This window comes from Microbacterium sp. 5K110, assembly GCF_005774735.1.
Taxonomy (GTDB): Bacteria; Actinomycetota; Actinomycetes; order Actinomycetales; family Microbacteriaceae; genus Microbacterium.
In genome coordinates, this window is the sequence record NZ_VBUM01000099.1 from 1 (window position 1) to 12,180 (window position 12,180).

The window sequence follows — 12,180 nt, forward strand, 5'->3', positions numbered from 1 at the left end:
CGTGATGTGGCGGAACGCACCCGAAATTGCGCACCACCCCGCGTGCAGTCGACAAGATCACGTGATCTGGACGCCCTCCGGCAGCCTCGTCACCGCGGAAGCGGAACACCGAAGGCCTCGAGGCGCGCCCGAAGTGCGACGGGGGTGGCGATATCGCGCCAGCCGCCACGGGTGAAACGCCACTGCGTGACCCCCCGGATCCAGTCCTCCCGCCGCTTCTCATCGAGCAGAACGTCCTCGAGCGTCCGCCCGTCCGTCGACGCGGCGTATTTCCCTTCGCCGTCGAACTCCCAGAAGGTGCGACTCTCGGGGAGGCCGATGTCGACGAAGTACTCGCGGCGGCCCGGTCCGTCGACGCGAACCTGAAGCTCGAAGTCGCGAAATCCGAGGCGCGCGAGCTGGACACGACTGACACTCTCGCCGGGAAGTTGCGCGCGCCCATCGGCGAATCGCAGCACCCGTCGGGCACGCACGACGCCTCGCCGCCCGGGTGACGCCACCGCACGCCCGAGCAGACGCTCACGCCATCGATCTTGGGCATCGGAGTCGAAATCCCGACCGCAGAGCGCCTCTCTGCGGGCTGCAGCATCGGCACAGCTCACCCCCACGTCGACCGAACATGTGCGGGCGACATCGAAGACGGTACGGTCCGCAGAAGTGCAGCGGATACCGCCCACCTCGACCACGTCGTCATCCGGCAACCGGTCCGAGTGACGGCGGAGGCCTGCCCGGCCGGACATCCGCACGTCTCCGATCGTGGTCGTCTCGACGGGGGCGTCCGCCAGATACGGCTGCGCCAGTCCATGCAGGACGGCCGCTGAGCGATGGGACATCACCGCCGCCCCACCTGTCATGCCGAGATGAGCTGCGACAACCCGGACCAAGTGCCGGCCATCGGGCCACAGATCGTCGAGCGCGTCCGCATATACGTACGCGTCACGGTGCAGCCGGACGAGGGAGCCGTCACGAACGGCTGCACGCAGGGCTGCCACCGACCCGTCGAGATCCAGCAGCTGTTCCCGTGAGCGGACGAGGGCCCGAGCATCTTCTATCCCGATATGACGTGGCATCCCCCCAGATTTCCCACCGCAGCCCGCCCACCTCTCCCGCCGCGACCGTTTCTGTGGATGACGCCCGCTGTGGAGGAGCCGTCCCTGTTCGACCAGATCACGTGATCTGGCGGAACGTACCCGCAATGACCGCCCATAACGGGCAACCTCGACCAGATCACGTGATCTGGCGGCCCCCGCGCGTCCACCCCGGCGACGGGATGCCGACGCGCCGGGAGGCCCGACCGGGACCCCCGCGCGACGGGGTTAGGGTCGAACGCATGTCCCCCGAGCTCGTCGCGTCGCGCAGCGCCGACCTCGAGGCGCGGATCGTCGCCGATTCCCGCGACCGGGTCGCGTGGATCCGCGCGCGCTCGCGGGGAATCACGGCGACGGACGTCGCGACGCTCACCAGCGCGAACGCGATCCCCCGGGCAGCGGATGCCAAGCTCCTCGGCTCGAACTTCTCGGGCAACGCCTACACGGCCCACGGCCGTCGGCGCGAGCCCGAGATCGCCGCGTGGGTCGCCGCGACGCACGGCATCCAGCCCTCGTCGGCGCTGTATCACGCGGTCGTCGAGAAGCGGCACCTCGCCACCCCCGACGGCGTCGCGGTCGACGCGGAGGGGCGCATCGTCCTGGCCGAGATCAAGACGACGAACAAGGCGTGGCGGTCCATTCCCCGCACCTACTTGCGGCAGGTGTGGTGGCAGCAGCACGTCCTCGGCGCCGAGCGGACGCTCGTGACGTGGGAGCAGCACGACGGTTTCATCCCCGTCGGCGACGAGCCCCGGTGCCAGTGGGTGGACCGCGACGAGAAAGAGATCGCGACGCTCGTGCGCCTGGCCACCTCGCTCATCGACGAGCTGTATCGACGCACCACCGCGGGACGCGCACCGGCTCCGCGCCCTGAGCCGACGGAGAGGTATCGGGCTCTGGCGCTCCTCGAGGGATAGTTGACCAAAATCAAACATTCGGCGTATAGTTGATCTTCGTCAACTAACGCGCCGATGTCGTCGCGGCATCCTTCTTCCTCCCCTGGAGAGCTCCGCATGACCGCTTCCCTCCCCGAGACCGCCGCACCGCGGCGCGTCCTCCCGGCCCTCATCGGGCTGCTGCTCGGCATGTTCGTGTCGATGCTGGCCTCGACCGTCGTCTCGACGTCGCTGCCCGTCATCGTCCACGATCTGTCCGGCGATCAGAACGCCTACACCTGGGTCATCACCGCGACCCTCCTGACCACCGCGATCTCCACCCCCATCTGGGGCAAGCTCGCGGACCTGTTCAACCGCAAACTGCTGATCCAGATCGCGATCGTCCTGTTCGTGCTCGCGACGGCCGCCGCCGGCTTCTCGCAGAACACCGACACGCTCATCGCCTTCCGCGCCGTGCAGGGCCTGGGCGCCGGTGGCCTCGCCGCGCTCAGCCAGGTGATCATGGCCGACATCATCAGCCCGCGCGAACGCGGCCGGTACATGGGTCTGTTCGGTGCCGTCATGGCCGTCGCCACCGTCGGCGGCCCGCTGCTCGGCGGCGTCATCACCGATGCCTTCGGCTGGCGCTTCAACTTCTTCGTCGCTCTCCCCTTCGCGGTCGCCGCCCTGTTCATCCAGCAGCGCACCCTGCACCTGCCCCCGCGCGCCAAGCGCACCGTGAAGATCGACTACCTCGGCATCGTCTTGCTCTCGACCGCCGTGTCGCTGCTGCTGATCTGGGTCACCAACGCCGGGCGCTCGTTCGACTGGGCCAGCACCGAGACCCTCCTGATGGTCGGGGGCGCGGTCCTCGCCACGATCCTGTTCATCGTGGTCGAGTTGCGCTCCGCCGAGCCGCTCGTCCCGCTCACCCTCTTCCGGGATGCCACTTTCACCCTCGCCACGATCGCCTCGATCGCCACCGGACTGGCCATGTTCGGCACGTCGGTGTTCCTCAGCCAGTACATGCAGATGGCGCGCGGTGCGACGCCCACCCAGGCGGGCGTCATGACGATCCCGATGATCGCGGGGCTCCTCCTGGCATCCGTCATCGTCGGTGCGCTCATCACGCGCTTCGGACACTGGAAGCCGTTCCTCATCGCCGGCGGGGTTCTGCTGATCGCGGGGACGTTCCTGCTGTCGACGATCCACTACGACACCAACTTCGCCCTCGTCTCGCTCTACATGTTCCTGCTCGGCGCCGGCGTCGGCATGACGATGCAGAACCTCGTGCTGATCGTGCAGAACACGGCGGATCCGACCCGGATGGGTGCGGCCAGCTCCGGCGTGACGTTCTTCCGGAGCCTCGGCGGCACCATCGGCGTCTCGGTGATGGGCGCCGTGCTCGCCAGCACCGCCACCGGCCTGTTCACCGACCGCGCGGCCGACCTGCAGTCCGCCCTCGCCGGTCTCGGCGCGGCCGGAGCCCCGGTGGCCCAGGCCCTGCAGTCGGGCACGATCCCGCAGGTGTCGAGCCTGCCCGACACCGTCCGGGTGATCGTCGAGGACGTCTACGCGCAGTCCATCGCCCACGCGTTCCTCATCGCGGTCCCGGTCGCGGTCGTGAGCCTCATCGCGATCCTGTTCCTCCCCAACCGTCCGCTGAACCGCATGACGACCGCCGAGCGCGTCGCCGCGAGCGAAGCCGACCTGGCCACTGTGTCGGTCCCGGCCGGCATGGCGACCCTGTCCACCACCGGAACCGTGACGACCGTGGATGCCACGTCCCGCCGCCGTGCGCGTTCGGATGCCCCGATGGGAGAGGATGGGTGACGTGACTCCCGCAAACGACGCCGAGCGGCAGGCCGCCGTGCAAGCCCTCGAATCGTCGTTCTCGGAGCTGATGACCGTGTTCCGCCGCTTCGTCGCCGACGCGGCGGAACGGGTCAGCCCGGGGATGCTCCCCGCGACGTTCAAGGCCCTGTCGGTGGTGAGCCGGTTCGGCCCGATGACGCTGTCCGCCCTGGCCGAGCGGCTCGCCGCCGACAAGGGATTCCTCAGCCGAGCCATCAGCGAACTCGAGGAGATGGGGCTGGTCGCCCGCACCCCCGACCCGAACGACCGACGCTCCCGCCTCATCACCGTCACCGATCTCGGGCACGAGCGGTTGAGCGAAGCGCGGGCACCGCACCAGGGCCGCCTCTACGAGGCGCTCGCGGACTGGTCGGTCGACGAGATCGGTCACCTGTCGACGATGCTGCACGCCCTCGCCGTCGGCGAGATCCCCGGCCGCCGCTGAGCGCGTCGGCCCTCGTTCGCCGTGACGCGACACGGTGACCGAGGTGTAACACCGTCGAGACAATGGCGCTGTTGACTGAGGGGGTCGAGGCGGAGCCGCCGTCGACGTCACCCCCGAGGAGGAACGCCCGATGAGATTCCGATCGACGCGTCCCGAGGCGGCCGTCCACACACCGCCCCCACCCCTTCCCGAGACCATGCGCGCCGTGGTCCTCGATGCCCCCGGCGACGCCGATGCCCTCCACGGCGCCATCGTCCCGGTCCCGACTCCGATCATGAGCGAGGTGCTCGTGCGCATCGTCGCCGCCGGCATCAACCCGATCGACGCCAAGACCCGCGCCGGCCGCGGGGTTGCCGGGGCGATCACCAGGTGGCCCGCGACCCTCGGCTACGACTTCAGCGGCATCGTCGTCGCCGCCCCCTACGGAGCGCACCCGTTCCCTCCCGGCACCGAGGTGTTCGGGATGACGCCGACCCCGCGCACTCCGGGCACGTACGCCGAGTACACGGTCGTTCCCTCGCTCTCGATCGCGCGCAAGCCCACGTCGCTGTCGCACGTCGAAGCCGCGGGCGTGCCTTTGGCCGCGCTGACCGCGTGGGGTGTCGTCGTCGAGACCGCGCTCGCCCACGAGGGCCAGCGGATCCTCATCCACGCCGGAAGCGGCGGCGTGGGGCACTTCGCCGTGCAGTTCGCCGCCTACTTCGGCGCGCACGTCATCGCGACGGGGTCGCCGCGCAACCTCGACTGGCTGCGCGAACTCGGCGCGGCCGAAGTCGTCGACCACACGACGGAGCGGTTCGAGGAGGTCGTCGCGCCCGTCGACGTGGTCGTCGACCTCGTCGGGAACGTCGCGGACGACACCGGAACGCGCTCGCTCGACGTCCTCCGCCCGGGCGGGCTGCTCATCGAAGTGCCCACCGGCGCGTGGCCCGAGTTCCGCGAGGCCGCGTCAGCGCGCGGCATCCGCTCGACCGCGTACAAGGTCGTCCCCGACGGGGGCGCCCTGGCCACGGTCGGACGTCTGCTGGACTCGGGTGCCGTGCGGGTGTTCGTCGACCGCGTCTTCGACCTCGACGAGGCCGCTTCCGCCCACCGCGAGCTGGAGAAGGGCCACACGCGCGGCAAGATCGTCCTGCGCGTCAGTGACGACTGATCACACCCGGAGGACCCGACGCCCCTCGGCCACGACCTCCTCGGCGACCTCGTCCAGCAGTGGCGAGGTCAGATTCCACTGCTGCCAGAACAGCGGCACGTCCACGGGGTCGCCGCCGAGCTGGACGAGCGCGCCCGTCCGCACCCCCTCCGTGGCTGGGAAGCCGGGCAGCAGCCCCCACCCGAGCCCCAGCTCGATCGCCGTGGCGAAGTCCTGTGACGCGGGGACCCGGTGCCGCGGCGGCTCGCCCGTAGGAACGCCCCGCCCGCTGAGCCAGCGGCTCTGCAGATCGTCGCGGCGGTCGAAGTCCACGACCGGCGCCGCCGACAGCGCCGCGGCGTCCACTCCGTCGGCGAACCAGCGCTCGGCGAAACCGGCCGCGGCCACCGCCTCGTACCGCAGGATGCCGAGCCCTCGCACACGGCATCCCGCCACGGGCACGTCGCGCGACGTGACGGCGGCCATCACCGCGCCGGTCTCCAGAAGGCCCGCCGTGAAGTCCTGGTCGTCGCGGTGCAGGTCGAACACCACGGGGCGTCGAGCCGCCACGCGGGCCAGCGGCGGCAGGAACCAGGTTGCGAGTGAATCGGCGTTGACGGCGAGCGGGACGGATGCCACAGCTCCGCCCTCCGCGCCGATCGCGGTCAGGGCGTCGTGCTCGAGCAGGGCGAGTTGACGGGCCAGCCGCACGACGGCATCCCCCGCCGGAGTGGTGCGAACGGGCTTGGACCGGATGAGCACGACGCGACCGAGCTGGTCCTCGAGGGCACGCAGCCGCTGGCTGACGGCCGACGGGGTGATGTGGAGGCGCCGGGCCGCGGCATCCAGAGTGCCTTCGTCGACGACCGTCGCGAGGGTCCGGGCGAGGTCTAGCGGGATCGACATGAAGCGATGCTAATGCTCCGGCAGAATTCTGAACTACACGTGATATCAGTCGGGGCCTAGCGTCGGACCGTGCTCTCCTCCCTCGCCGCCGGCTTCGGGCTGGGTCTGTCGCTCATCGTCGCCATCGGTGCCCAGAACCTCTTCGTCCTGCGCCAAGGGGTGCGACGCGAGCACGTGCTCGCGGTGGTCGCGGTCTGCGCGGTGTCCGACGCGGTGCTCATCGCCCTCGGCGTCTCGGGTATCGGCGCGATCGTGACCGCGGTGCCGTGGCTTCTGGACGTCGTGCGCTGGGCGGGAGCGGCGTTCCTCGTCGGGTACGGCGTCCTCGCCGCGCGGCGCGCCCTGCGCCCGTCGGGCGAGGTGCTGCGGGTGGAGACGGCCGGTCCGGCGGCGGCGGGCGCGGTGTCCACGACCGTGCGGACGCACTCGGCGACGACGACCCGGGCCGCGGCGGTGCTCACGTGCCTCGCCCTGACGTGGCTCAACCCGCACGTCTACCTCGACACGGTGTTCCTGCTCGGCTCCGTCGCCGCCACGCACGGCGACGCGCGCGGCGTGTTCGGGGTGGGCGCGGCCGCCGCGAGCGTGGTGTGGTTCGCCGCGCTCGGCTTCGGCTCGAGATACCTGGGCCAGTGGCTGGACTCTCCCCGCGCCTGGCGCGTGCTGGACGCGGCGATCGCCCTGGTGATGTGGGCGCTGGCCTTCTCGCTCGTCCTCCCCGTGTTCACCGGCTGAGGGCACAATGGGGTCATGCGAACCGTCGAGATCACCGTCCACGGGCACGTGCAGGGTGTCGGGTTCCGCTGGGCGATGCGCGCCGAGGCCACGCAGCGCGGTGTCACCGGCTGGGTCCGCAACAGACGCGATGGCGGCGTCCAGGCCCGCGTGAGCGGAACGCCGGAGAGCATCGACGAGATGCTCGCGTGGGCGCAGCACGGTCCGCCGCTCGCGCGTGTCGAGCGCGTCGAGACGGTCGACGTCGACGGCGCGGAGGCGGCCACCGGCTTCGAGATCCGCGAGACGGTCTAGGCCGATACGCCGGCCGAAGGCGACGGGAGCCCCGCCCGCAGCTCGGCGAGCACCTCGGTCGCGTCGTCGAGACGGGCGAGGCCCGACGCCTGCCCGGCCCACAGCGACAGCAGCTCCCCGTCGCCGGCCGCGGCGGCCGCAGCCCGGAAGATCCCGGTGAGCCAGTTCTGCGCGGGGAAGGGCGCGATCGCGTCGGCGTCCTCGATCTCGCGCACCGCACGGTTCGGGATGCCACGCGCGAGCCGTCCGCTCATGGCCCGCGTCAGCACGGTGTCGGTGTCCGCCGCCGCTGCCAGTGCCGCTCGGTGGGCCGCGGTTGCGGCCGACTGCCGCGTGCGGAGGAACGCGGTACCGACCTGCACGCCGTCGGCGCCGAGCGCGAGAGCGGCGGCCACGCCTCGCCGGTCGGCGATGCCACCCGCGGCGATCACCGGCACGGATACGGCGTCCGCGACCTGCGGCACGAGGGCGAACGTTCCCACGAGCGAGTCCGCGGCATCGCGCAGGAAGGAGACGCGGTGGCCGGCGGCCTCCATCCCGGTCGCCACCACCGCATCCACCCCGGCCTGCTCCAGCGCGACGGCCTCGGCGACCGACGTGGCGGTGCCGATGAGACGGATGCCGTGTCGTCTCGCGCGCGCGACGGTCGCGGCATCCGGGATCCCGTAGACGACGCTCAGTGCGTCCGGCCGCGCGGCGAAGACCGCGTCGAGCTGGTCGGCGATCGGGGGCAGGAACGCCGCGGGAGGGTCGGGCCGCGGGGCCCCCGCCGCGCGGAAGAGTGGCTCCATGGCATCCATGATCGGCGCGAGATCGACCTCGGGCGGAGACACTTCATCGCCCCGCGGCCACCACAGGTTCACCGCCACCGGGCGATCCGTCGCGGCGCGCAGACGCTCGATCGTCTCGACGATCCGGTCCGGCGCGTAGCCGTACAGGCCGAACGAGCCGAGTCCGCCGCCCGCGCTGACCGCCGCGGTCAGTTCCACGGACGACAGACCGCCGAAGGGACCGAGCACGAGGGGAACGTCGATCCCCAGGAGGTCGGTGAGCCGCGCCACGATCAGTCCAGCGGCCGCAGGATACGGTCGAGGAACCGCCGTGTGCGCTCCTTCTCGGGGTTCGTGAACAGGGCCTCGGGCGCCCCGCGCTCGACGATGACACCCTCGTCGAAGAACAGGACCTCGTCGGCGACTTCGCGGGCGAAGGCCAGTTCGTGCGTGACGATGACCATGGTCCACCCGTCGTCGGCGAGCCCGCGGAGCACTTTGAGCACCTCGCCCACGAGCTCCGGATCCAGCGCGCTGGTCGGCTCGTCGAAGAGCAGCAGGTCGGGCTGCAGGGCCAGGGCACGCACGATGCCCACGCGCTGCTGCTGCCCGCCCGAGAGCTCGAAGGGATAGGCATCCCGCTTTTCAGCCAGCCCCACGCGCTCCAGCAACGCCTCGGCTCGGGCGATCGCCTCGGCCTTGGGGACACCGTGCGCGTGCACCGGTCCCTCGATCACGTTCTGGATCACCGTGAGATGCGGGAAGAGGTTGTGGTGCTGGAACACCATCGCGGACCGGTCGCGCATCGCGGCCCGCTCGGTCTTGGACGCTCCCCCGGCGAGGTCGATCGACGGGCCGCCGTCGAACTCGACGCGACCCGCGTCGGCGGTCTCCAGGCCGTTCAGGCAGCGCAGCACCGTCGTCTTGCCCGACCCCGACGGACCGATCAGGACGAGCACTTCGCCGCGGCCGACCTCGAGGTCGACGCCGTCCAGCACCCGGTTGGCGCCGAAGCTCTTCTGCAGCCCGCTCACGCGCAGCAGGGGGGCCGAGACCGACCCCGGCGGCGGGGTGAGGGGATCGTCAGTGTGCGACATGGCGATCGAGCCTCCTCTCGAGCACACCCTGCCCCGCCGACAGGACGAGGCAGAACAACCAGTAGATCAGGGCCGCTTCGAGATAGACCGCCATGAACTCGTACGAGAACGCGGCGATGTTCTGCGCCTGTCGGAACAGCTCGGTGACGAGGATGAGGGATGCCAGAGAGCTGTCCTTCACGAGCGAGATGAACGTGTTCGACAGCGGCGGGACCGAGACGCGGGCGGCCTGCGGGAGGATGATGCGCGTCAGCGTCTTGCGGGGCGAGAGACCCACGACGTGCGCCGCCTCCCACTGCCCGCGGGGGACGGAGAGGATCGCGGCCCGGATGACCTCCGCGGCGTAGCCACCGACGTTCAGCGAGAAGGCGATGACCGCGGCGGGGAACGGGTCGATGACGACCCCCACAGCCGGCAACCCGTAGAAGATCACGAACAGCTGCACCAGCAGCGGCGTCCCGCGAATGACCGAGATGTAGAACCGCGCGACGCCGCGCAGCACCACGTTGCGCGAGAGCCGCAGCAACGCCATGCCGAGCGCGATGACGAGCCCGATGGCGAACGACGCCAGCGACAGCGGGATCGTGCCTCGCAGCCCTGCCAGCACCATGGGCCAGAACGAATCGAGCAGCAGCGTCCAGATGTCGTTCACTCGGCCTCCTTCCTGTCGCGAACGCGGCACGCCCGCCCTCCCACGCTAGGCGGGAGGCGCGGGCGCGCGACGGGGGTTTACTTCGTGACGTCGGCGCCGAAGTACTTCTGGCTGATCTCGGCGAGAGTGCCGTCGGCGCGGAGCTCATCGAGCGCGCCGTCGATGGCATCCGTCAGGGCCTGCTTGTCCTTCGTGGTCGCGAACGCACTGTCGGACGTCTCGTCGGTCTCCGCCGCGATCTTCAGGCCCGTCGGGCTGTTCGTCTTCTCATAGTCGAGGTACGTCAGCTGGTCGTTGACGGTGGCGTCGACACGGCCCTGCTGGAGCAGGGCGACGGCCTGCGCCCAGCCCTCGACGGCCTCGACCTGCGCGCCGCTCTGCGTCGCCAGCTCGTACCAGTTGCTCGTCAGCGACTGCGCGGTGGTCTTACCCGACAGGTCGGCGAAGCTCGAGATCGAGGAGTCGCCCTCGGTGGTCACCACGACACCGCGCGACACGGTGTACGGCGCGCTGAAGAGATACTTCTCCTGGCGCTCGGGGTTGATCGACACCTGGTTCGCGATGACGTCGAAGCGTCCGGCATCCAGGCCCGCGAAGATGGCATCCCACTGCGTCTCCTGGAAGCGGACCTTCAGGCCCAGCTTGTCGGCGACGGCCTGGGCGATCTCGACGTCGTAGCCGGTGAGCGCACCCGACTCGTCGTGGAACGAGAAGGGACGGTACGTGCCCTCGGTGGCCACGGTCAGCGTGCCGCCCGAGACGAGACCGAACTCGTCGCCCTGCTCGGCCGAACCGGACGTGGAGCCGCCGCTGCACGCGGTGAGCGTGAGAGCGAGGGCGCCGAGGGCGGCGGCGAGGACGGGAAGACGACGACGGGGCATAGCTGTTCCTTGCGTGTGATGCGGATGGTTCCGGGGCGGGGGCGCGATGCGCGCCCTCCAGCTGAACACGGCCGTCGGCGGCATCCTTCCCGGATGACGCTGTGTTGCACGTTCGTGCAGCGGCGCGGCCGCCCACGCGAAAGCCCCGCCGGCACGGGGCGCGACGGGGCTTTCGGCGACGAACGTCAGGCGATGGAGTTGACGTCCAGCGGGATGCCGGGACCGAAGGTGGTCGAGACGGCGCCCTTCTGGATGTAACGGCCCTTCGAGCTGGACGGCTTGAGGCGGACGATCTCCTCGAGCGCGGCCTTCAGGTTCTCGTCGAGCTGCTCGGCCGAGAACGAGGCCTTGCCGACGACGAAGTGCACGTTGGCGTGCTTGTCGACGCGGAACTCGATCTTTCCGCCCTTGATCTCCTCGACGGCCTTGGCCGGGTTGGGGGTCACGGTGCCGGTCTTGGGGTTGGGCATGAGGCCACGGGGGCCCAGCACCTTACCCAGACGACCGACCTGGCCCATGAGCTCGGGCGTGGCGACGGCGGCGTCGAACGACGTGTAGCCGGCGGCGACCTTCTCGATGAGCTCGGTGCCGCCGACCTCGTCGGCGCCTGCGGCCAGGGCCGCCTCGGCCGCGGGGCCGTTGGCGAAGACGATGACACGAGCGGTCTTACCCGTGCCGTGGGGCAGGATGACCGTGCCGCGGACCATCTGGTCGGCCTTGCGGGGGTCGACCGAGAGCTTCAGCGCGACCTCGACGGTCGAGTCGAACTTCTTCGAGCCGGTCTCCTTGGCCAGGGCGACGGCCTCGGTGGGGGTGTAGAACGTGTCGGGCGCGACCTTCTCGGCGGCGGCCCGGTATGCCTTGGACTTGGTAGCCATGATTATCTCCCTCAGTCCTCGACCGTGATGCCCATGGAACGGGCGGTGCCGGCGATGATCTTGGCCGCGGCCTCGATGTCGTTCGCGTTCAGGTCGGGCTGCTTCGTGGTGGCGATCTCGCGAACCTGGTCCTTGGTGAGCTTGCCCACCTTGACCGTGTGGGGCGTCGCGGAGCCCTTCTGCAGGCCGGCGGCCTTCTTGATGAGCTCGGCGGCCGGGGGCGTCTTCAGGATGAACGTGAAGCTGCGGTCCTCGTACACCGTGATCTCGACGGGGATCACGTTGCCGCGCTGCGACTCGGTCGCGGCGTTGTAGGCCTTGCAGAACTCCATGATGTTGACGCCGTGCTGACCGAGCGCGGGGCCGATCGGCGGCGCCGGGTTGGCGGCGCCGGCGTTGATCTGGAGCTTGATCAGGCCGGTCACCTTCTTCTTGGGTGCCATATCCTCTTCCTCTCCTCGAGGGGATGCCGGCTGGCATCCTCTCTCCCGCACGTCCGGCCGTTCCGGACAGCGGTCGCGCCCGCGCGATGCACGAGCAACCTCCCCATCATACGCGACGCCGCGGCATCCG

At 70.4% G+C, this 12,180-nt stretch carries 14 protein-coding genes; 6 read left to right on the forward strand and 8 right to left on the reverse strand.

Features of this window, described 5'->3' with window-relative positions; translation table 11 throughout:
* Positions 1–89: 89 nt before the first annotated feature.
* Positions 90–1,196 carry a hypothetical protein gene (locus tag FE256_RS15810; RefSeq protein WP_171024375.1) on the reverse strand — a complete coding sequence of 369 codons (1,107 nt, stop codon included), beginning with the start codon at positions 1,194–1,196 and terminating at the stop codon, positions 90–92.
* Between the two features lie 134 nt (positions 1,197–1,330).
* Here FE256_RS15810 and FE256_RS15815 point away from each other — a divergent pair, with 134 nt between their 5' ends.
* The 4 genes from FE256_RS15815 (at position 1,331) to FE256_RS15830 (ending at position 5,415) form a co-directional block, all read left to right on the forward strand.
* Positions 1,331–2,005: a YqaJ viral recombinase family protein gene (locus tag FE256_RS15815; RefSeq protein ID WP_138177580.1), complete on the forward strand. Its 675-nt coding sequence runs from the start codon at positions 1,331–1,333 to the stop codon at positions 2,003–2,005.
* Positions 2,006–2,101: 96 nt separating this feature from the next.
* Entirely contained in the window at positions 2,102–3,796 is a 1,695-nt protein-coding gene (locus tag FE256_RS15820) for an MDR family MFS transporter (protein WP_138177582.1), read from the forward strand.
* 1 nt (position 3,797) lies between these two features.
* Positions 3,798–4,262: a MarR family winged helix-turn-helix transcriptional regulator gene (locus tag FE256_RS15825; RefSeq protein WP_394529679.1), complete on the forward strand. Its 465-nt coding sequence runs from the start codon at positions 3,798–3,800 to the stop codon at positions 4,260–4,262.
* A gap of 130 nt (positions 4,263–4,392) precedes the next feature.
* Entirely contained in the window at positions 4,393–5,415 is a 1,023-nt protein-coding gene (locus FE256_RS15830; protein WP_138177586.1) for an NADP-dependent oxidoreductase, read from the forward strand.
* Here FE256_RS15830 and FE256_RS15835 read toward each other — a convergent pair whose 3' ends face one another.
* Positions 5,416–6,300, reverse strand: coding sequence for a LysR family transcriptional regulator ArgP (locus FE256_RS15835; RefSeq protein WP_138177588.1), 885 nt, complete (start codon positions 6,298–6,300; stop codon positions 5,416–5,418).
* Positions 6,301–6,369: 69 nt separating this feature from the next.
* Here FE256_RS15835 and FE256_RS15840 point away from each other — a divergent pair, with 69 nt between their 5' ends.
* The gene (locus FE256_RS15840) at positions 6,370–7,035 is read left to right on the forward strand and encodes a LysE/ArgO family amino acid transporter (protein WP_138177590.1); all 666 of its coding nucleotides are present in this window, start codon (positions 6,370–6,372) and stop codon (positions 7,033–7,035) included.
* 15 nt (positions 7,036–7,050) lie between these two features.
* Positions 7,051–7,329 carry an acylphosphatase gene (locus tag FE256_RS15845; RefSeq protein ID WP_138177592.1) on the forward strand — a complete coding sequence of 93 codons (279 nt, stop codon included), beginning with the start codon at positions 7,051–7,053 and terminating at the stop codon, positions 7,327–7,329.
* Here FE256_RS15845 and FE256_RS15850 read toward each other — a convergent pair.
* From FE256_RS15850 to rplK, 6 genes are all read right to left on the reverse strand, one after another.
* Positions 7,326–8,393, reverse strand: coding sequence for an NAD(P)H-dependent flavin oxidoreductase (locus FE256_RS15850; protein WP_138177602.1), 1,068 nt, complete (start codon positions 8,391–8,393; stop codon positions 7,326–7,328). The two genes, FE256_RS15845 and FE256_RS15850, sit on opposite strands and share 4 nt — an antisense overlap.
* Positions 8,393–9,196, reverse strand: a complete 804-nt coding sequence (locus tag FE256_RS15855) for an amino acid ABC transporter ATP-binding protein (RefSeq protein ID WP_138177594.1) — start codon at positions 9,194–9,196, stop codon at positions 8,393–8,395. The genes FE256_RS15850 and FE256_RS15855 overlap by 1 nt, the downstream gene beginning before the upstream one ends.
* Positions 9,183–9,806 carry an amino acid ABC transporter permease gene (locus tag FE256_RS15860; protein WP_252371058.1) on the reverse strand — a complete coding sequence of 208 codons (624 nt, stop codon included), beginning with the start codon at positions 9,804–9,806 and terminating at the stop codon, positions 9,183–9,185. Before FE256_RS15860 ends, FE256_RS15855 begins: the two co-directional genes overlap by 14 nt.
* A 119-nt stretch (positions 9,807–9,925) precedes the next feature.
* Positions 9,926–10,729: an amino acid ABC transporter substrate-binding protein gene (locus FE256_RS15865; RefSeq protein WP_138177598.1), complete on the reverse strand. Its 804-nt coding sequence runs from the start codon at positions 10,727–10,729 to the stop codon at positions 9,926–9,928.
* A 185-nt stretch (positions 10,730–10,914) separates the two neighbouring features.
* Positions 10,915–11,607 (reverse strand): 50S ribosomal protein L1, encoded by a 693-nt coding sequence (gene rplA, locus FE256_RS15870; RefSeq protein WP_138177599.1) that lies wholly within the window; start codon positions 11,605–11,607, stop codon positions 10,915–10,917.
* 11 nt (positions 11,608–11,618) lie between these two features.
* Complete coding sequence (rplK, locus tag FE256_RS15875; RefSeq protein ID WP_138177601.1) at positions 11,619–12,050, reverse strand: 50S ribosomal protein L11; 432 nt, start codon at positions 12,048–12,050, stop codon at positions 11,619–11,621.
* Between the last annotated feature and the right edge of the window lie 130 nt (positions 12,051–12,180).

What these genes read in the sequence shown, in the direction of transcription:
- FE256_RS15815 (WP_138177580.1), top strand. Translation starts at nt 1,331, where the DNA reads ATGTCCCCCGAGCTCGTCGCGTCGCGCAGCGCCGACCTCGAGGCGCGG.
- FE256_RS15845 (WP_138177592.1), top strand. Translation starts at nt 7,051, where the DNA reads ATGCGAACCGTCGAGATCACCGTCCACGGGCACGTGCAGGGTGTCGGG.
- FE256_RS15820 (WP_138177582.1), top strand. Translation starts at nt 2,102, where the DNA reads ATGACCGCTTCCCTCCCCGAGACCGCCGCACCGCGGCGCGTCCTCCCG.
- FE256_RS15835 (WP_138177588.1), bottom strand. Translation starts at nt 6,300, where the DNA reads ATGTCGATCCCGCTAGACCTCGCCCGGACCCTCGCGACGGTCGTCGAC.
- FE256_RS15830 (WP_138177586.1), top strand. Translation starts at nt 4,393, where the DNA reads ATGAGATTCCGATCGACGCGTCCCGAGGCGGCCGTCCACACACCGCCC.
- rplA (WP_138177599.1), bottom strand. Translation starts at nt 11,607, where the DNA reads ATGGCTACCAAGTCCAAGGCATACCGGGCCGCCGCCGAGAAGGTCGCG.
- FE256_RS15855 (WP_138177594.1), bottom strand. Translation starts at nt 9,196, where the DNA reads ATGTCGCACACTGACGATCCCCTCACCCCGCCGCCGGGGTCGGTCTCG.
- rplK (WP_138177601.1), bottom strand. Translation starts at nt 12,050, where the DNA reads ATGGCACCCAAGAAGAAGGTGACCGGCCTGATCAAGCTCCAGATCAAC.
- FE256_RS15865 (WP_138177598.1), bottom strand. Translation starts at nt 10,729, where the DNA reads ATGCCCCGTCGTCGTCTTCCCGTCCTCGCCGCCGCCCTCGGCGCCCTC.
- FE256_RS15860 (WP_252371058.1), bottom strand. Translation starts at nt 9,806, where the DNA reads ATGGTGCTGGCAGGGCTGCGAGGCACGATCCCGCTGTCGCTGGCGTCG.